Origin of the sequence: Pedobacter alluvionis (genome assembly GCF_003664035.1) — a bacterium.
Lineage (GTDB): Bacteria > Bacteroidota > Bacteroidia > Sphingobacteriales > Sphingobacteriaceae > Pedobacter > Pedobacter alluvionis.
In genome coordinates this window covers 1,132,467-1,150,450 of sequence record NZ_RCCK01000011.1, presented here as the reverse complement: position 1 = coordinate 1,150,450, position 17,984 = coordinate 1,132,467, and the positions used below count along the sequence as shown (strand labels likewise).

At 38.8% G+C, this 17,984-nt stretch carries 20 protein-coding genes; 10 read left to right on the top strand and 10 right to left on the bottom strand.

The features are described 5' to 3' along the window. Window positions 1-162 precede the first annotated feature (162 nt). Together greA and BCL90_RS12840 are read left to right on the top strand one after the other, a co-directional pair. Window positions 163-636: a transcription elongation factor GreA gene (gene greA / locus BCL90_RS12845; RefSeq protein WP_029276724.1), complete on the top strand. Its 474-nt coding sequence runs from the start codon at window positions 163-165 to the stop codon at window positions 634-636. A gap of 88 nt (window positions 637-724) precedes the next feature. Further along, the gene (locus BCL90_RS12840) at window positions 725-1,123 is read left to right on the top strand and encodes an HIT family protein (protein WP_121284351.1); all 399 of its coding nucleotides are present in this window, start codon (window positions 725-727) and stop codon (window positions 1,121-1,123) included. Window positions 1,124-1,181: 58 nt separating this feature from the next. On the opposite strand, the gene BCL90_RS12835 is transcribed toward BCL90_RS12840, so the two are convergent. Further along, window positions 1,182-2,048: a hypothetical protein gene (locus BCL90_RS12835; RefSeq protein ID WP_121284350.1), complete on the bottom strand. Its 867-nt coding sequence runs from the start codon at window positions 2,046-2,048 to the stop codon at window positions 1,182-1,184. A gap of 175 nt (window positions 2,049-2,223) precedes the next feature. Here BCL90_RS12835 and BCL90_RS12830 point away from each other — a divergent pair, with 175 nt between their 5' ends. Continuing rightward, window positions 2,224-2,862, top strand: coding sequence for an RNA polymerase sigma factor (locus BCL90_RS12830; RefSeq protein WP_227256214.1), 639 nt, complete (start codon window positions 2,224-2,226; stop codon window positions 2,860-2,862). Beyond that, window positions 2,859-4,049, top strand: a complete 1,191-nt coding sequence (locus BCL90_RS12825) for a hypothetical protein (RefSeq protein ID WP_121284348.1) — start codon at window positions 2,859-2,861, stop codon at window positions 4,047-4,049. Before BCL90_RS12830 ends, BCL90_RS12825 begins: the two co-directional genes overlap by 4 nt. Here the strand turns inward: BCL90_RS12825 and BCL90_RS12820 are convergent. From BCL90_RS12820 to BCL90_RS12800, 5 genes are all read right to left on the bottom strand, one after another. After that, on the bottom strand, window positions 4,046-4,936 hold the full coding sequence (locus tag BCL90_RS12820; RefSeq protein WP_121284347.1) for a pirin family protein: 891 nt from the start codon (window positions 4,934-4,936) through the stop codon (window positions 4,046-4,048). The two genes, BCL90_RS12825 and BCL90_RS12820, sit on opposite strands and share 4 nt — an antisense overlap. Window positions 4,937-5,497: 561 nt before the next feature. Further along, the gene (locus tag BCL90_RS12815; RefSeq protein WP_121284346.1) at window positions 5,498-6,598 is read right to left on the bottom strand and encodes an NADH:flavin oxidoreductase; all 1,101 of its coding nucleotides are present in this window, start codon (window positions 6,596-6,598) and stop codon (window positions 5,498-5,500) included. Window positions 6,599-6,609: 11 nt separating this feature from the next. After that, complete coding sequence (locus tag BCL90_RS12810; RefSeq protein ID WP_121284345.1) at window positions 6,610-6,912, bottom strand: ArsR/SmtB family transcription factor; 303 nt, start codon at window positions 6,910-6,912, stop codon at window positions 6,610-6,612. Between the two features lie 687 nt (window positions 6,913-7,599). Next, window positions 7,600-8,229, bottom strand: coding sequence for a hypothetical protein (locus BCL90_RS25915; RefSeq protein WP_208647484.1), 630 nt, complete (start codon window positions 8,227-8,229; stop codon window positions 7,600-7,602). After that, a complete protein-coding gene (locus BCL90_RS12800; RefSeq protein WP_121284344.1) occupies window positions 8,229-8,627 on the bottom strand; it encodes a winged helix-turn-helix transcriptional regulator in 399 nt (132 codons plus the stop codon). The genes BCL90_RS25915 and BCL90_RS12800 overlap by 1 nt, the downstream gene beginning before the upstream one ends. Window positions 8,628-8,726: 99 nt before the next feature. Between BCL90_RS12800 and BCL90_RS12795 the strand changes: the two genes are divergently transcribed. From BCL90_RS12795 to BCL90_RS12785, 3 genes are all read left to right on the top strand, one after another. After that, window positions 8,727-9,101 (top strand): DoxX family protein, encoded by a 375-nt coding sequence (locus BCL90_RS12795; RefSeq protein WP_121284343.1) that lies wholly within the window; start codon window positions 8,727-8,729, stop codon window positions 9,099-9,101. A 151-nt stretch (window positions 9,102-9,252) separates the two neighbouring features. After that, entirely contained in the window at window positions 9,253-10,131 is an 879-nt protein-coding gene (locus BCL90_RS12790) for an oxidoreductase (protein WP_121284342.1), read from the top strand. Window positions 10,132-10,336: 205 nt separating this feature from the next. Beyond that, on the top strand, window positions 10,337-11,140 hold the full coding sequence (locus BCL90_RS12785; RefSeq protein WP_121284618.1) for a helix-turn-helix domain-containing protein: 804 nt from the start codon (window positions 10,337-10,339) through the stop codon (window positions 11,138-11,140). Between the two features lie 67 nt (window positions 11,141-11,207). On the opposite strand, the gene BCL90_RS12780 is transcribed toward BCL90_RS12785, so the two are convergent. The 4 genes from BCL90_RS12780 to BCL90_RS12765 all read right to left on the bottom strand — a co-directional run bounded on the left by BCL90_RS12780 (window position 11,208) and on the right by BCL90_RS12765 (window position 14,483). Next, window positions 11,208-11,432, bottom strand: coding sequence for a CDGSH iron-sulfur domain-containing protein (locus BCL90_RS12780; protein WP_010600649.1), 225 nt, complete (start codon window positions 11,430-11,432; stop codon window positions 11,208-11,210). Between the two features lie 84 nt (window positions 11,433-11,516). Beyond that, the gene (locus BCL90_RS12775; RefSeq protein ID WP_121284341.1) at window positions 11,517-12,203 is read right to left on the bottom strand and encodes a GNAT family N-acetyltransferase; all 687 of its coding nucleotides are present in this window, start codon (window positions 12,201-12,203) and stop codon (window positions 11,517-11,519) included. A 587-nt stretch (window positions 12,204-12,790) separates the two neighbouring features. Continuing rightward, the gene (locus tag BCL90_RS12770) at window positions 12,791-13,525 is read right to left on the bottom strand and encodes an SDR family oxidoreductase (protein ID WP_121284340.1); all 735 of its coding nucleotides are present in this window, start codon (window positions 13,523-13,525) and stop codon (window positions 12,791-12,793) included. A 67-nt stretch (window positions 13,526-13,592) separates the two neighbouring features. Further along, window positions 13,593-14,483, bottom strand: a complete 891-nt coding sequence (locus BCL90_RS12765) for an AraC family transcriptional regulator (protein ID WP_121284339.1) — start codon at window positions 14,481-14,483, stop codon at window positions 13,593-13,595. A gap of 513 nt (window positions 14,484-14,996) precedes the next feature. Here BCL90_RS12765 and BCL90_RS12760 point away from each other — a divergent pair. Genes BCL90_RS12760 through BCL90_RS12750 form a run of 3 tightly spaced genes read left to right on the top strand, consistent with a single transcriptional unit; the run spans window position 14,997 to window position 17,984 of the window. After that, a complete protein-coding gene (locus tag BCL90_RS12760; RefSeq protein ID WP_208529782.1) occupies window positions 14,997-15,827 on the top strand; it encodes a hypothetical protein in 831 nt (276 codons plus the stop codon). A gap of 3 nt (window positions 15,828-15,830) precedes the next feature. Beyond that, entirely contained in the window at window positions 15,831-17,063 is a 1,233-nt protein-coding gene (locus BCL90_RS12755; protein WP_121284337.1) for a hypothetical protein, read from the top strand. A gap of 3 nt (window positions 17,064-17,066) precedes the next feature. Continuing rightward, window positions 17,067-17,984 (top strand): glycosyltransferase family 2 protein, encoded by a 918-nt coding sequence (locus tag BCL90_RS12750; protein ID WP_121284336.1) that lies wholly within the window; start codon window positions 17,067-17,069, stop codon window positions 17,982-17,984.

Genomic DNA, 17,984 nt, shown 5'->3' with positions numbered 1-17,984 from the left:
ATATTAAGTCCTATTAATCCTTAAATCGTAAAAATCATGATTATTTATTTGCTTTTGTAATTTCCACATTTTATCTTCGTTATAATTGAAGCAAGACTATGTAGCAAACCAACTATATAGTCTTGTTTGTTTTTTATAGCGTTTGAATAAATTAATAGAGCAATGACAGAGGTAACATACTACACCCAAGAGGGGTTAGATAAATTAAAAGAGGAAGTTCATTATTTAACAACCACCGGTCGTCAGCTTATATCTAAAGCAATTGCAGAAGCAAGGGATAAAGGTGATTTATCGGAGAATGCAGAATACGATGCTGCTAAAGAGGCGCAAGGTTTGCATGAAGCTAAAATTTCAAAATTAAAAAATACGCTGGCAAATGCACGTTTAATTGATGAGTCTAAATTGGACTTATCAAAAGTATTGGCATTGTCTATCGTAAAAATAAAAAATGTTAAAAACGGTGCAACCATGACTTACCAGTTGGTGGCAGAAACAGAGGCTGATTTAAAAACCGGAAAAATTTCTGTTAAATCGCCAATTGCGCAAGGTTTATTGGGTAAATCGGTAGGCGAATTTGCCGAAATTGAAGTACCTGCAGGTAAAATGCAGTTCGAAGTGCTCGAAATTTCGAGATAAGCGAATAGCGTTTGGCGGTAAGCGGTTATTAAAACGCCTGTCGCCAAACGCTTAACCCTATACCTTCCACCTTTTAACCTTCCACCTTATGACTATCTTTTCAAAAATCGTTGCAGGCGAAATCCCTGCACATGTTGTAGCCGAAACTGTAGAATATTTAGCCTTTTTAGATGTTCAGCCATTAACTGCAGGGCATGTATTGGTGATTCCTAAAATTGAAACCGACTATATCTTCGATATGGATGAGGATTTATATGTTGGTTTGTGGATGTTCGCTAAGATTGTAGCCAAAGGAGTAAAAATTGCGTTCCCTTGTAAAAAGGTAGGTGTTTCGGTAATCGGACTGGAAGTTCCGCACACACATATCCATTTAATACCGATGAATAGTGTAAGCGATATGAACTTTAGCAAAGAAAAATTAAAGCCAGCCAATGAAGAATTGGCTGAGGCTGCTGAGAAAATTAAGCAGGCTTTATTAGCTGTATAAAAAAGGCCGGCTGTGAAAACATCAGCCGACCATTCTACCCACCTAACTCAATTATTTTTTATTGTGCCGGGGCAACAGTAGCGTTTAGCTGCAACACTGGCCAAACTGAGCCAACTGCGGCATTTGCCGGTTTTATGGTAATACCATTGTTATCGCCTCTTTTTACATCTGATATCCAGTAGTATAAAGGCCATCCTTTATATGTTAACTGTTTTTTGCTAATTGTAGCTACAGTAATTACACCAACATCGGTTTTTGTTATCGCAGAAGGTACATTAAGCACTTCAGATTCATATACTGGCCAAATACCTTCTTGTGTTGCACTCTTGGTGTATGTATTTACACCATTTTTGTCTGGTGCAAAAGCATACAAAGTACGTCCTTTGCTATCGGTTAAATAAATGGTTTTTCCATCACCAACAGCATAAGTACTGGTGTAATTGATATTGTTCCCGGTTAATTGTGCATTAGCCAGCATTAATGAATAATCGGGCTTGGCTACAAACCAGATGCCACCAACACCATCACCTTTAATCTCGCCTTTTGCAGCATCACCAGCGTAATAATAAAGTGGGTAACCACGGTAAGTGCTTTGTTTACGGCCGTCAGCGCGGGTAACCTCGCCAACTTCTGCTTTGTTCAGGTTTAAATCGGTACTGGCATCTGCTGAGTAATAAAGTGGCCAGGCGGTTTCACAACCATCAGTACAGGTTGGCGTACCTGCAGCATCGTTTGCAAAAAAGTATAAGGTTTTGCCGTCTTTGTCGGTTAATACTGATCCGAATTTCGCATCTGTTGCCAGTTGGATACCTTTTTTGTTATTACCCGCGGGTGTAGGGTCTTCTGAATTATTTTTTTTGCAGGACACAAATACCATGGCTACACATACAACAGCCAATAGGTTTCTTTTTAAGTAGATTAGCATAACATTTCGTTTTTAGTTTTAACTTTAATAAAAATTGATATGCTGCTATTACGCCCCCAAGTTGTAAATGGTTGCTTGCATAATGGAGATTTTTAGACCAAAATGAATAATATTAAATATTTTAAAAAAAGTAATTTTTGAAGCAACCTTTCGTTGTTCCTCATCGTAATATATTTTGAAAGGAGAACTTGTGACCGCTAGCCGCGATAGTGAAGGAATTATACAAAAGTACATTCAGGGCTGCATTAGGAATGAAAGAGATAGTCAGAAAGCACTATATAAACATTTCTATAGCTTTGCTATGGGCATTTGTTTGCGTTATACAAACGATCGGTTAGATGCCGCAGGTATATTGAATGATGGATTTTTTAAAGCTTTTAAAAATATAACCAAGTATGAGCCTTCTAAGGCTTTTTTGCCCTGGCTTGGGCGCATAATAACCAATACTGCCATTGATTATTATCGTGCCAATTTAAAATTTGCCGATCACGTAGATATTGAGGATCATGAAAATATTGTGCAGGTAAGTTCTATATACGATAAGCTTGCCTACAATGATTTATTAACCTTAGTTCAAAAGCTCAGTCCGGCATACCGTACCGTTTTTAACCTTTTTGCAATAGATGGTTACAGCCATGAAGAAATTGCAGAAATGCTTGGGATATCGGTAGGTACATCAAAATCTAACCTGTTTAAGGCAAGGCAAAAATTACAGGAAATGTTAAAAGCTACAGATGCGAAAACTTACCAGGTAAGGAATTCGGAAGTAGATAGAAACCTTTTACAGGTAAGGTTAAACACAAATATGCAATGAAAGAGGGAAAAGATATAGATAAATTATTTAAGGATGCATTGGAAAACCCCGACCTGCCTTTTAATGATTTAGATTGGGATAATCTGGAGGAGAGATTGCATCCAACACCAAAAAGGAGGGTTGTGCCCCTAATTTGGTTAACTGCTGTGGCTGGGATAGCCGCAGTTTTGCTGCTGGTGTTTTTATTGGTTAAACCGAAAGCTGATCAGTCTGAGGAGAAGCCACTGGTTAAAACAAAAAGAGAAACAAACAAAAAAGGTGATAAGCCTTTAAATGATAAAGACAATTTAATTAATATGCCAGCAGATGAAACCACTTCTAACGAAAATGGTGGAATAAATTTATTGGCTGAAAATAACAATCAAAACAATGCGGAGAATGCCCAAAAAGGAGCCGAAATAGGATTTAAGAATCAAATTTCGATTAAATCTGTAGAAATGGGTACTAGTAATGCTGTCAACTATTTAGCCAATGTTATTTATAATCCTGAAATAAGTGCTGAAACAAAACCAGTAGAATTTGAAAAACAAAATCTTACAATTGAACCAGTCAAAGGAAAAATACCAAGGATTAAAGATCCAATTTTTAAGAAAAAATCACGGTTTGTGTTGAGCATTCTGGCTGCGCCAGATTTAACCAGCGTGCAGAAATCCGGGCAAAGTAGCTTAAGTGGTGGTTTCGGCATAGAAGCGACTGTAATCCTGACGAAAAAATTAAGTGTTACTACCGGGGCTTCTTACGCAAAGAAAATTTACGATTCGGATTTTAGCTTATATAATCCCAATACAGACTATGTATTCAGCATAAAACCAACAAATATTCATGCCAATTGCGATGTCATTGATATCCCGATCAATTTAAACTATAAAGTTTTTAATGGACGTAGAAATTCTATTTCTGTAAGTACAGGTTTATCCAGTTATTTAATGTTAAAAGAGAAATACAGCTATTCTTATAATGGCGCTTATCAAGGTCCTGAAAATTTCGAAGTAAGAAATCAGAACCAGCATTATTTAGGTATAGCCAATGTAGGTGTGGAGTTTCAGCATAAAATAAATAATAATTTAAGCATAAGCGCTAAACCATTTATGAAAATCCCTTTAACGGATATTGGCTATGGAAACTCTAAATTATCATCAACTGGTGTTGCCGTTTCGGTAAATATGAACCTGTTTAAACGGAACTAATGTTTAATATTTTTAATAGGATCTGGTAAAGGCACAAAACCTGTTTCACCAGGAACGGGTTTGAAACTTTGCTCCAGCCATTTAATTTTGGCTTTTTCAATTAATTCCCTATCCGAGGCAACAAAGTTCCAGTAGATAAAACGTTCTTCAGGAAAAGGTTCGCCTCCGAAAATGTAAACAGTAGTGTTTTCGTGCATGGTAAATTCGCACAGTTTGGCGTCGCTTGCAATTAAAATTAAACGCGGTTCAAAAATATTTCCCTCACTTTCAATAGCACCCTCTAAAATATAAAGCGCACTTTCGCCAAAAAGGTAATTGCCAATGTTTACCTTTTGCTGCCTGGTGCTTTTTAACTCTAAAAAATAGAGCGGACTGTACACCGGAACCGGAGATTTATGACCAAAAGCTTCTCCCGCGATTAATTTAAAACTAACGCCATCTTGGGTCCAGCTTGGAATGTCCGCCCCTTCTACGTGGCAAAACTCAGGTTCCATTTGTTCTAAATCTTTAGGTAAAGCCACCCAAATTTGTAAGCCATGGAGCATTTTATCGGTATGGCGAAGGTATTCAGGGGTTCTTTCCGAATGTACAATGCCACTGCCCGAGGTCATCCAGTTTACCTGTCCGGGTTTAATCACAATATCTGAACCCAAACTATCCTTATGTGTAATCTCGCCCTCAAACAGGAAAGTTAAGGTAGATAAGCCGATATGTGGGTGAGGTGGAACGTCGAGGTTTTCGTGATCGCTCATTGCAGCCGGCCCCATGTGGTCGATAAAAGAAAAAGGACCAACCATGCGTTTCTCTCTGAAAGGCAAAAGCCTGCCAACCATAAAATTGCCAATATTTGCGGGTCTTTCTTCAATAATGAGTTTAATGTTCGACATGTGATGATCAATTTTAAAGAGGTGAATTTAAGGAAAAAGGATGGGATTTAAATTGAAATTCTATTCGTCACATCATTTCAAGCGAACTCGATACCGGATGCAACAGAGTCGATAAATCTGCCTATATAGATCTCTCCATTCCGCGATGCTCCAGTCGAGATGACGAAACTTAAATTATCAAGAAGTGGAATTGTTTTGTAAAGCAATTGCAGAAGCTTTTTGGGGTGTTTTAGTCCCGCTCCCGCTTCTGCCAATTTTGAAGGAAATTGTCATCCCGCTTTGATCGGGTTTAGGTGGCTACTGCATTGCTACTGTCAGAGGTGAAATAAACCCGACCGACAGCGTTATTCCGACTTTTTCAGTCGGGATTAAGCAAAGGGCGGGGCTGGAGCAACCGAAGTATTGCAGGCACTGCTTTTCAAATTATCAAGAAAATTTCCGTGCCCTCTGTATTTTCCGTGGCAAAAAATGCTAATGTCAGATGGTAACATCTGACATCACAAACAAAAAAGCATCTCGAAAGAGATGCTTTTAAAATAAAAAGAAAAATAGGGATATTTATTATACCAATTCCATTAAAGCTTCTTTACTAAAGCCTTTCAGTTCTTCCATGCGGTTATGTTTAATTTTTTCTACCCAGTTTGGATCTGCTAAAAGCGGGCGACCAACGGCTACTAAATCGAAATCGCCACGATCCATTCTGCGTACCAGTTCGTCTAATGAGCTAGGCTGTGAACTCTGCCCTGCGAAAGCACCAAAGAAATCGCCATCCAAACCAACTGAGCCTACTGAGATTGTGGCTTTTCCGGTTACTTTTTTCGCCCAACCTGCAAAATTTAAATCAGAACCTTCAAATTCCGGCTCCCAGAAACGGCGTTGAGAACAATGGAAAATATCAATTCCGGCTTCAGCCAGTGGGGTTAACCATTGTTCCATTTCCTGCTCGTTTTTAGCCAGTTTAAAATCGTAGGCAGCAGGTTTAAATTGTGATAGACGGATAATTAAAGCAAAATCTTCACCAACCCTTTTCCGTACCTCTTTAATTACTTCAACGGCAAAACGGGTACGCTCGGCTAAGGTTTTGCCACCATAAATATCGGTGCGGTTATTTGTACCATCCCAAAAAAACTGATCGATCAGATATTGGTGTGCACCATGTATTTCAACGGTATCAAAACCTAAAGCTTTGGCATCAGCTGCTGCCTGACCAAAAGCTGCAATGGTATCGGCAATAGCCGCATCTGTCATCGGTACACCGTTTTCGAAACCTGGACTGTTAAAAGATGACGGGCCTTCAAATGGAGCACTTGGCAACCAGCCAGACGCATGGTTTGCATGAATACCCTGGTGCCAGATCTGCGGACCCATCTGTCCGCCTGCCTGGTGAACTTCGTTAATTACATGTTGCCAGCCTGCTAAAGCTTCGGTACCGTAAAAATGTGGAATGTTAGGATCGGCGGAAGAAGATGGACGGTTAATTACGGTTCCTTCTGATAAAATTAATCCCACTTCGCCGGCTGCTCTTTTTGCATAATAGCTGGCAACATCGGCCGTTGGTACGCCACCCGGAGAAAATGACCGCGTCATTGGGGCCATTACTATTCTGTTTTTAATATTTAATGTTTTAAGGCTAAAAGGCCTGAATAAACTATCTGTGTTCATATATTTCTAAATTATAATTCGGTATTGATGATTTCGCTTAATTTTTTTAAGCCTTCTTTATTGCGTTTGTAATAAGTCCATTGGCCCAGGCGTGTAGAACTGATTAAATCAGCACGCTGCAAAATAGACAGGTATTCGGAAATGGTACTTTGTGATAAACCACTTTTAAGTTGAATCTGCCCGACACAAACCCCTATATTTTCAAAATCAGCATTTGGCTGTTCCGGAAAATTAAGCTCGGGCTCTTTTAGCCAGCCTAAAATTTGTAAACGTGTTTTGTTCGAAAGGGCTTTGAATATTTCTACCTGATCCATGGTACAAATGTATATCGACTTTTCCCGATATGCCAATTAAAAGAACAAAGTTTACAATTGGATGTAAAACATAGTTATTGCTGAGAAAGAACGATGAAATAATCTTTCCTATTGCAAATTTGCATTAGAGATTGATTCTGCCGATTAAATATCAGTCTAGGGATAAGCTCTGGTGGAGATTTCGAGGTTGTTATGTATGCAGAGCTAATGCTAAAGATTCTTCTTTGCTACCATTGATGTTATTTTACAAATTATTATTAATCAACACTTTAATTACTATAGTATTTCCACCCAGCTAGGCCATAGCACGATATCTCCGTTCTATTTAAATCCGGCCTAACAAATTTTTCGGGCTGCACTGTCCAAGCCAGGCTACTAGCTTCGAAAGAAAAATTTTCAGCCGGCAGTTTTTGTTTCTTTTTGATGCCAAAAAGAAAGAGCCCTTCGGCGGCGGCGAGCCGAGGCAAGACCGAGCCCTGGGACAAGAGAAGACAATTATACGTCACTTATATTGATTTTAAACAATTAATTATCCCTCAGAATGACAAAGATGTATGCAAGGGCAAAAAAACTGCTAAAAAAGAACGGGGATAAATCATACCGACCTATCCCCGTCATCTAAATTAACGCTCTCATATATATAAACAACCAAAAAGGTGATTTATTATATTTGATGTAAAATATTTTTTATTTTTTTGCTGCCGGCTTTTTTGCCGCTGCTTTTACTTTCTTTTCAACTACTGGAGTCTCTTCAACTGCTTCCGCTTTTTTCTTTGCAGGCGCCTTAGCTTTTTTAACTTCTACAATAGGCTCTTCAATTGCTTCCGCTTTCTTTTTAGCAGGTGCTTTTGCTTTTTTAACCTCGGCAGGCGCTTCTTCAGTTACAGCTTCTTTCTTCTTAGCTGGAGCCTTCGCTTTTTTAACTTCGGTAACTGGTATTTCAACAACAGGTTCTTCTTTAACCTCTACTGCTTTCGGAGCATGATCTTGTTGTAGATAGTTTGCCAGGATCTGCCGTAAATATACCTCCGGTTTTGGCATATTGATGATAGTTCCAGGTTCTTTATCCTGAGATTGTTTAATATAAGCTGATTTTATTTTGCCCCAATCTTTAGAGTAGAGTCTGATAAACATCTCTACAAATTGTTCGTCTGTATATTTTTTAGGCAACCTACCCAGCACTGCCTGAATTTTTTCTTCTTTTTTATGTAATACCGCCATCGATTTTATTTTGTACAAAGATAGCCGAATTTTATCATTATCAGTTTTTTGCTTTTTTTGATAGAATGGATGACCCGTAAGGTTAAATTTAACCACTAAAGAGAAGCGGTTATCTCTGCTACGGCCGATTCGATTTTTCTATTCTTAACTAATCGTTCACGATGTTTTAGTCCCCAATCTCTTAATTCATTAATTACTTTATCTAATGATTCGCTGTATGGGGTAAGTTCGTAAGTTACGGTAACCGGAGTGGTAGAGTATACTTTGCGGATCACAAATTCATTTAATTCCAGATCTTTAAGTTCTTTCGATAATATTTTGGGTGTAATTTCTCCAAGCGATTTTTGGATCTCATTAAAACGCTGCGGTCCTTCTTGCAAGGAAATAATCAGGGGAAGTTTCCACTTGCCATTTAACACATAGAGTGCGTCTTTTACGGCATTTAAACTTGCAGTACAGGTTTCTTTACTATGGTATTCTCTTCTTGGTCCCATAATACAAAGATATAAGCTTTCATAAAGGATAGCACTATCCTTAGGGATACCACTATCTTTTAGGTAGTAAAACTACATAAGTTTGCACAAAAAAATAATATGAAAACAAAAACAATCAAAATTATCTACTGGATATCAACCGCTTTAGTTTCGTTAATGATGACTTTCTCAGCCTATTCTTATCTCACTAATGAAACCATTAAACAGGCTTTTCATCACTTGGGCTTTCCTGATTACTTCAGGGTAGAATTAGCCATAGCCAAAATTTTAGGTGCTGTTTTATTACTGTTACCGATAAAAGGGCAATGGAAAGAATGGGTATATGCTGGTTTCGCATTTACATTTGTTTCGGCATTTATTGCACATACGGCATCAGGCGATCCAATCAATAACCGCGTTGGTCCGATTGTATTTTTAGTGGTGTTATTGCTATCCTATTTTACTTATCACAAAGCTAAGGTCAAGTCTGCTTAAATTGAGTGCTGAGAAAATGATTCAGTTTTAAAAGATGTCATTCTTTCTTACTAAAAAAAACATAATGAGCTTTTTAACAAAGTAAATTGAGCCTTAAAGCAAAGCTTTGCCTTGATTATCGACCTACCTTTGATTCATAAAATATAGAAAAATGAGAAAAGTTTGGTTTATAACCGGTAGTTCCCGCGGATTAGGACGTGACCTAACCGCACAGATACTGGCAAAAGGTGATTTGATTGCTGCAACAGCAAGAAATACTGATGCTTTAAAAGGCTTTGTAGAAAAATATAATGATCAGATTCTGCCAATTACATTAGATGTTACCGATTACGATCAGGTTCACTTGGCAGTTGAATCGGCCATAGCACACTTTGGTAAAATAGATGTTTTAGTCAACAATGCCGGTTTTGGTATTGTAGGCGCTGCCGAAGCTTTTACCGAAGATCAGGTTCGCCGCCAGCTCGAAACAAATTTATATGCACCGATAGAAATTACCAGGGCAGTATTGCCATTTATGCGCAAACAACGTTCGGGCAGAATTCTTCAGATCAGCTCAATAGGTGGACGTGTAGGGAATGCCGGGGTGAGTATTTATCAGGCAGCAAAATTTGGCCTTAGTGGTTTTAGTGAAGCGCTGGCGAAAGAAGTAATTGAGTTGGGGATTTATGTAACCAGTGTAGAACCTGGTGGTTTCCGTACTGATTGGGCAGGCGCTTCTATGTCTTATGCACCACATATCGAAGGGTATGAAAATACAGTAGGGAAAAGAGCTGATTTTTTTCAGAGCGGTAATTTTGTGCCGATGGGTGATCCGGAAAAGGCGGCCGGAGCAATGCTGGATCTTGTAGAAAATCCTGAACCACCGGTACACCTGGTATTTGGAAGTGAAGCCATTGGTATGCTTAAACATGCTGATGCTGCCAGAGCTGCGGAAATGGAAAAATGGATGCAGGTAAGTTTATCAACAGATCATGATGAGGCCGAGAATTTTTTATCTACTGATCTGGGTAAATCATTTATAAAGAAATAACTGGTTGTAGCATCATTATAAGCGGAGTGCTACGCAGTCGGGAAATTTATTAAAGATTTATTTGTATTTGTAGTCAATTCATTGTTAGTGAGATAGTTATATTTGTGGTTGTGGATATAAATGCCATTACCAGGACTTATTTGCATTAAGATCCCCGTCTACGGGGATGACGATGTCTCACTATAAAACCTTAAATTTGATCAACATGCCAAATCAAACCAAACGTCCTGAGATCCTGTATTCCTGCTATTCACAAAAAAGTAGCGAGGGCGAACAGTTTATTCCCAATCATTCGGTAGGATTAGTTATTGCAGGTACTTCTGAGATTTTTATCGGTGGTGAGAAATTTGTATTTTCTGATGGCGATTTTAGATTTTTCAGGCGTAACCAACTGGCAAGGTATACTAAGTATCCGCCTGCAGGTGGGGAGTTTAAATCCATCAGCATCAATATTAATCAGGATATTTTGCATAGCATTAGCAACGAATATGATTTACACATGCAAAAGCCTAATCATGATGTTAAGGGTTTAGCACTCGAGGCGAATAGCTTGCTGAAGAATTATATCGATTCGATATGGCCGTATTTAGACGGAAATAACGGGTTTAACCAGGTTTTGGTTGATTTAAAGGTTAAGGAAGTGGTCATAATCTTATTGCAGACCAATCCGGCGCTTAAAGATGTGCTTTTTGATTTCTCGGAGCCTGGAAAAATCGATCTGGAAGCTTATATGAATGCCAATTATAAGTTCAATGTAGATATTAACCGGTTTGCTTATTTAACGGGAAGAAGTTTAGCCACATTTAAAAGAGACTTTGAAAAGATTTTTAACCTTTCGCCGAACCGCTGGCTACAGAAAAAGCGTTTAAATGATGCCTATTATCTTATTACAGAAAAGGGCTGGAAATCATCAGATGTTTACCTCGAGGTCGGTTTTAAAGATTTATCGCATTTCTCTTTTGCATTTAAAAAGGCTTATGGCAGGTCACCATCACAGATTGGTAATTAATTTTCTTCGTTGTACCTGAAGCAAAAAGCACCAACCTTGGAAGATCGATGCTTTTAAATGATTTTTATTAAACCTTTTTTGGAGGAAGATCAAAGGCTATTGCCTCATGCTCAAAATGGCCATTGTGTGCGCCATCGCAAAAAGGTTTATTTTTGGATAAACCACAACGGCAGATCGAAAGAACTTCTCTGCCCTGTAGGCCATAAACGTTTCCGTTTCTATCTACAATTTCGAAATCGCCCTCAATTTTAACAGAGCCGTTATTGTTAATGGTAAGTTTTGTTTTAGACATGTTTTGTTATTTGTCTGGCAAAACTAAGCCATAAAAACCGTAATTTTTTTACTGATTTCTATTTAGAAACATTCTCTCTTGAACCTATAAAGCCTCTTTTTTGATCACGTAGGCAATCATATCGGTCCTGATTTCGAAACCCAGTTTCTGATAAAGCTTGATAGCAGCCTCATTATCGTTCCTCACGTGCAGAAAAGGGATTTCGTTGCGGAGCAATATGCGTTTGATCTGCTCTTGCAGGATCTTAAAGGAATAACCTTTCCCTAAATGATCGGGATGAGTACAAACCGCGCTTACCTCGCGGTAAGGGCTTGGGAAAAAGCGGTGACCAGCCATTGAAGCCAGTTTTCCATCCACGAATATGCCGGTATAATTGCTCAATTCTATGGTTTTGGACAGGAAAGGTCCTGGTTTAGTCAATTCCACAAGATCAATCATCTCGGCAACATGTTCCTGATCAAGATCTGTGAGCTCCGCTCCATCTGTATCAGGAACTTTTACTCCACGGAAAATAAACTGATACATATCAATATGCGTCAATAATTTCCACTGTTCTGGAATTTCGACCGGTGTTTTTGCGAAAAAAACAAAAAGGCTTTCGGGTGGGCTGATCTGGTAAAGAGTATTTAAATTCTCTTGGGAATTATTTTTTAAGCCGGCAAATGCAGTAACATCTTCGGTGTAATACTTTACTGTTTCTACACCTTTTGCCAGGTGCTTATGGCCAGAAGTTAAGGCATGATAAATGGGATTATCCAATACATATTCCATCTGGCAAAGATATTAAATGCTAAATCAGGGGGAGGTAATTTTATTTAAAGGAGTTGAGCCTGACTCATAATTTCTTAGAAATTTCAGTCTCTGTGCGAATTAATCTTTCATAAATAAATAATCATTTTGAGAAAGGCTGAAGTCTTTCGCGATTTCCGAATTTAAACTATATTTAGACAGGTCCTCCAACAAGCTACGATTGATGTTGTTTTGCAAATTATATTAATCAGCACTTTAGCCGCTTTAGTATTTCCCCACAGCTAGGCCATAGCACGATATCTCCGTTATGCTTAAATCCGGCCTAACAAATTTTTCGGGTTGCACTGCCTAAGCCAACCTACTAGCTTCGAAAGAAAAATTTTCAGCCGGCAGTTTTTGTTTCTTTTTGCTGCCAAAAAGAAAGAGCCCTTCGGCGGCGGCGAGCCGAGGCAAGACCGAGCCGTAGGCAAGGGAAACGATTGTAGGTCACTCATTGATTTTTATACAATAAACTACCCCTCATGATGACAACTATATTTATGAGACGGCCTCTTTTAAATGATATAAAAATCTACTAAAGTAACTTTACATCTCAATAGCAATCACACTTACCATGGACTAATTCCCGTTTCAGGCGCATTGTCATCACTAAAAAATTGACCTGTTGGCCCATCTGGTCCTAATGTTGCCGCTTTTACTACTCTTGCTGCTGCATCAGGCACCGTTCCCGGACCAGAGTGATGATTAAAATCTGTAGCAGTATAGCCAGGATCAACCGCATTCACCTTAAAAGGGGTATTGAGCAGGTTATTGGCTAATAGAATGGTATACGCATTAAGTGCAGCTTTCGAAGAAACATAACTGGCTGGCTTTACGCCATAGTATTTCCAGTTCGGATCATTGTGTAGCGTAAGTGAACCTAAACCAGATGTAACGTTCACGATTCTTGGTGCTGCCGATTGCTTTAATAAATCCATAAAAGTTTGGGTGACCGTAATTACGCCAAAAAAATTAGTTTCAAATACCTGCCTGAAGACATTAATATCTGTTTCCAAAGCTGGGTGCATAGTGCCACTAATACCTGCATTATTGATCAATACATCAAGGGCTTTAATTTTCTTTGTGAGTAGCACTCCGGCAGCCTGTATAGATTCGATGTTATCTACATCAATTTCTATAGGCGCTACGTTGTTTAAGCCTTCCAATTTTAACTGGCTTACGGCCTCTTCGCCTTTTTTAATATCTCGGGAGCCTAGATATACGTAATATCCTTGTTGTAATAATTGTCTGGCCGTTTCAAAGCCTATGCTTTTATTTGCTCCTGTAATCAGTGCTGTTTTCATAATTTCAAATGTTTATGGTACAAATGTAGGCGCATTGGTTAGCCCGGATGGAACACATCCAACGGTATTAATGGTACATTTCGCGGATGCTGGCCCTGTAGTCTGCAGGTGTAATGCCCGTTTCGCGTTTAAAGAAGCGGTTAAAATAGGAAGTATCCGAGAAACCCAAATCAAAGGCAATTTCTTTCAAAGGATTTTGAGTATGAAACAACAAACGCTGGGCCTCGAGGATCAATCGTTCGTGGATATGTTTAATTGCAGGTTTCCCACTTTGTATTTTCACCACTTCGCTTAAATGTCCGGCAGAAATATTCAATTTCGAGGCATATTCGCCCACTTCGCGCAGTTCGCGATAACATTCATTTATTTTGGCCTGAAAACTTTTCAATAAAAGTTTATCTGCGGAATGATCACCTCCTTTAAACTGTTCAGTATATAGCCGGCTTAAATAGGTAAGCAGCACAGTAAGGTAGGCGGTAAGCATACGCTGTTGCCATTCGCCGGGCTTTTGATATTCGACATTGATTTTGGCGAGGACGTCCTCAACAAAATTAAGGTCAGCTTCGGTTAGGGCTAATTCATGTCCGTTGTGTAGGTTTTCAATAATCGGTAGTTTACTTAATGAAGCATTTTCCTGGAGGGAAAGAAACTCTTTTGTAAAAGCAATGCCGGTGCTCCACAACTGCTTAAAACCTTCTTTTACAATAATGTGGCTTGGGCCAGAAAAGTAAACGGTGTTATTTTTAAGGATATAAGGCGTCATATCAATCCATTGCCGACTATCTGCATGCCTGATCAAAACAACAAGATAATGATCTTTTCGATGAGGGATAAGCAACTCCGATTGGTTAGGTAAAGTTCCTTCAAATTGATATAGCCTGAAGTTTTTATTGCCCGAAATTTCATCGGCTTCCAGCGTGTAAATAGGTAGTTGTTGATTTTGGTTGAATGTCTGCATGGCTTAATACAAATTGAAAGAAAAATCTAATAGGCACATAAAAATATACGTTGATTTTTTGTAAAACTTCAGGCATTATTTTTTTAGAATGTCGCATTAAAAAAATGATCATACTAATCAAATAATTGGTATGATATGTAATACTAAATTGTAATTGTAGATGTGTTTATGTGTAATTTAAAGATTTATTTGTCATGTCTATTTTTTATTAAAAATAAAGTTCGTATCTATGTGTAAACAAAATCTACCTCAATCGTCCCAAACCTTAAAACCGCTCATCAAAATGGAACACGCACTTTCATCAGTTATTCCAATTATTAGATTTTAATTTAATTTTTAACTGTAAATATCTGTATATCAGTTATTTGATTTGTATTTGCTTAATTATCGTATCTGAAATTTTAATGTGGTGATAACAGGCTAACTCCTCCTATAGGCTTCGGATTTAAACCAAATAAGAATATTTTTATCTGTATTAATTTACATTTTTAATAAACCATAAACTAAACAATTGTGAAAAATTTATTGTCAGTTATTATTCCTGTGCTCGAAGGGATGGAAGAGTCTCCATTGAAGCACCAACTCCTGGCCTATTTCCCTCAACAGGCTGAACATTTTACAACAATCGAAGACAGTTTTGTGAAACTTACGGCAATTCTGCATGATAGGGATCACCTTAAACCTTTTTTTCATAGCTGGAGCCAAACCAATAATAGTGCGGTTACTGTTGCCGGATTGAGTAACCGCATGACGATGCTGATCCATAAAAACATACCTGTGCCAGATGAAGCCCAGCTTTTCAGATCGGTAGCAAGCCTGAACAGGATTGTTGATGAAGACCTGGCTGTTGTTGGCAAAGTATTACATTCCGATCTGTTCTATACCATGGCCACAAATACCTGCGGCGATGATGGATGGTTGTTGAGGCAATACCTTGATCCAAGTGCCCGTGCTTTTAAATATTGGAAAGACCAGAATTCGTTGCGCAATAAAGATTTATTGGTTGGCCTTTTAACCACACTGGTACACGAAATTTATACTCATGGCGAAGTGGAATTTATATTGCCAAAGTTTACGCGTTGGCTGGAAGATGATTTTGGCTTTGACAAAGATACCCTAAAACATACTTTGGCCTGGATAACCGTACACTGTGGGCCAACGGAGAAAAACCATTTCTTTTATGCCGTAAATGCCGTTAATTATTATGTTAAGGCGATGGATGTTAATTTGGCTGATTACGACTTACGCGAAATTGTTGCCGATTATTTGAGTAAAAAAGCAGCAGTAATGGAAACCATTAGCGCTAGTTTAGAACCGGTGATGTCTGATGAAGAAATGGCATAAATTATGACGGGGGAACTTATAGAAGAACAGACGATCTGTAGCAGGGAAACACTGAATGAATTACTGATGAAACACCTCGGCGAAATACCCTGTAATGGTGCCGATTCATTTTCTTCAGTGCCGGTTGCTGTAAACCGTGACGAAATTGTGCGGATGGAGGAACTGTGTCAGGTTTTAAACAAAGCATTAACCGGTGTTGTAAAGGCTTATTTTTCCGATGAAAGGATACGTGTAATCTATAATTTTGATGAGCGCCTGGACAATATTTTGAGCATCGCAAACGCACAGCCTTACGAAGTAGGCATGTACCGCCCCGATTTTTTGCAGGCAGAAGATGGCAGTATTAAAATCTGCGAAATAGGAGCAAGGTATCCAATTAATGGGTGGATGTTGAGTTATTACCTTAACGTGATTTCTGAAGATAGTAGTTTGCCTTTATTGGAGGCTGTTCCTCATCAGCGCGACTTTATTAACACCATTTTTGACCGGTTTAACAATAATGAACCTATCGTGCTGGTGCACGAGAAAGAAAAAGGTACAGAGGTATTTTACCTGTTAAATGAATTCAGTAAACAAGGCTTGAATTATATTTCTGCAAGCCCCGCTCAGCTAAGCTGCCAAAATGGTGAATTAATGCTGCAAGGCAAAGCTGTTAACCAGTTTATATTGGAAATGGACCGGGAAGAACTGCGAAATTTTGATCCTGAAGTATTGAAATTGATCATCAGCAAGGGAAATTATTTTAACGATGTGCGTACGCTGATCTTGGTGCACGATAAGCGTATACTTGCTGTTCTGTATAATGAAGAGATTATGAGAGATTACCTTTCTGAAGAAGAATACCCCTTTTTACGCTCTTTTTTAATCCCTACTTATGCCTTGCATACCGCCGAAAAACGGATGGAGGTAAGCAATTCTTCATTAAACTGGGTATTAAAGCGCAACAGTGGTGGCCGCGGTATCGATATGTATGTGAAAAGTGATTGTGAAGCCGCAGTTTGGGCTGATATTATCGCCAAACAATGGCCTGAATACATGATCCAGCAATACGTGCCCCAACGTTGGTTTAAATACGATACTGGTTCTGAGAAAAGCCTGATCAATTTAGTAGGGATGCTGCTGTGTTACAATAACAGGTCTTTTGGCCCTGGTTTGTTCCGCGGTTCGGCAGAAAGTGTGGTTAATGTTCACCAGGGCAGGGGAGTTATTTTTCCCGCAATGATGTCGACATCATAAAACATGACACATGCCATCGTTTTACCCCTGTTTAATAAAGCTGATTATGTTAGTCAAACGTTAAATTCACTCATCCGGCAAAGTAAACTGCCGGATGAGTTGATTATTGTCGACGACTTAAGTACAGATAATAGTCTTTCTATAGTTCATGATTTTTTGCGTAATCATATTTCCCGCTTCGGTAATTGCAGGATACAGGTGATAGAACTCACCGAGAATAAAGGTCCGGGTAATGCGCGGAATATTGGTTTTGCCGCTACCAATTGTGAGTTAGTCAGTTTTTTAGATGCTGATGACGAATATCATCCAAAGCTGTTGGAAATAGCCTCAAATGCATTTAAAGTGCGTCAGCTCGATTTTATGGTGCTTAATATCGCTTTTATGCCAGGTAATGAGATATATCCAGATCTGGAACCATTAAAAAAGTATCTGGAGCCGCTTGATAAAGAGCTATACCTGATTAAAGATCCTTTGACGGCAGTTAGCGATCCGCATTTTATAATGGGGGTTGGCAGTAACGTAATCGTAAAAAGTAAATGGATCGCCAATACCCAATACCATGCCGAAGCGAAATTAAATGAAGGTATCGATTTTTGGTACCGGGTATTAAAAGGCATACTGAACAAGTTGCCAGGTAAAATAGCCTTGCAAACCGGTGGCTATCTCTATGTTAACGAGGTTCCGGGGAGCCTTTCGCGGAAAAAATATAGCCATTTTAAACAAATCGAATTGCCGCCGGTAATTTCGAGGTATGTAAACAGTAAAGATAAGCACGACCGCCTGTTGATGGGCATGATTGGTGAACGCTGGTACAAACACGCCTTACAAAATTTGCCATCCAATACCCAAAAAGCACGCTTTTTATGGCATTACCGAAGTTTATTACCGAAATATATTGGCTATCTGCTCATCAAAAGATAA

What these genes read in the sequence shown, in the direction of transcription:
- greA (WP_029276724.1), top strand. Translation starts at nt 163, where the DNA reads ATGACAGAGGTAACATACTACACCCAAGAGGGGTTAGATAAATTAAAA.
- BCL90_RS12840 (WP_121284351.1), top strand. Translation starts at nt 725, where the DNA reads ATGACTATCTTTTCAAAAATCGTTGCAGGCGAAATCCCTGCACATGTT.
- BCL90_RS12835 (WP_121284350.1), bottom strand. Translation starts at nt 2,048, where the DNA reads ATGCTAATCTACTTAAAAAGAAACCTATTGGCTGTTGTATGTGTAGCC.
- BCL90_RS12825 (WP_121284348.1), top strand. Translation starts at nt 2,859, where the DNA reads ATGAAAGAGGGAAAAGATATAGATAAATTATTTAAGGATGCATTGGAA.
- BCL90_RS12820 (WP_121284347.1), bottom strand. Translation starts at nt 4,936, where the DNA reads ATGTCGAACATTAAACTCATTATTGAAGAAAGACCCGCAAATATTGGC.
- BCL90_RS12815 (WP_121284346.1), bottom strand. Translation starts at nt 6,598, where the DNA reads ATGAACACAGATAGTTTATTCAGGCCTTTTAGCCTTAAAACATTAAAT.
- BCL90_RS12810 (WP_121284345.1), bottom strand. Translation starts at nt 6,912, where the DNA reads ATGGATCAGGTAGAAATATTCAAAGCCCTTTCGAACAAAACACGTTTA.
- BCL90_RS12800 (WP_121284344.1), bottom strand. Translation starts at nt 8,627, where the DNA reads ATGGGACCAAGAAGAGAATACCATAGTAAAGAAACCTGTACTGCAAGT.
- BCL90_RS12795 (WP_121284343.1), top strand. Translation starts at nt 8,727, where the DNA reads ATGAAAACAAAAACAATCAAAATTATCTACTGGATATCAACCGCTTTA.
- BCL90_RS12790 (WP_121284342.1), top strand. Translation starts at nt 9,253, where the DNA reads ATGAGAAAAGTTTGGTTTATAACCGGTAGTTCCCGCGGATTAGGACGT.
- BCL90_RS12785 (WP_121284618.1), top strand. Translation starts at nt 10,337, where the DNA reads ATGCCAAATCAAACCAAACGTCCTGAGATCCTGTATTCCTGCTATTCA.
- BCL90_RS12780 (WP_010600649.1), bottom strand. Translation starts at nt 11,432, where the DNA reads ATGTCTAAAACAAAACTTACCATTAACAATAACGGCTCTGTTAAAATT.
- BCL90_RS12775 (WP_121284341.1), bottom strand. Translation starts at nt 12,203, where the DNA reads ATGGAATATGTATTGGATAATCCCATTTATCATGCCTTAACTTCTGGC.
- BCL90_RS12770 (WP_121284340.1), bottom strand. Translation starts at nt 13,525, where the DNA reads ATGAAAACAGCACTGATTACAGGAGCAAATAAAAGCATAGGCTTTGAA.
- BCL90_RS12765 (WP_121284339.1), bottom strand. Translation starts at nt 14,483, where the DNA reads ATGCAGACATTCAACCAAAATCAACAACTACCTATTTACACGCTGGAA.
- BCL90_RS12755 (WP_121284337.1), top strand. Translation starts at nt 15,831, where the DNA reads ATGACGGGGGAACTTATAGAAGAACAGACGATCTGTAGCAGGGAAACA.
- BCL90_RS12750 (WP_121284336.1), top strand. Translation starts at nt 17,067, where the DNA reads ATGACACATGCCATCGTTTTACCCCTGTTTAATAAAGCTGATTATGTT.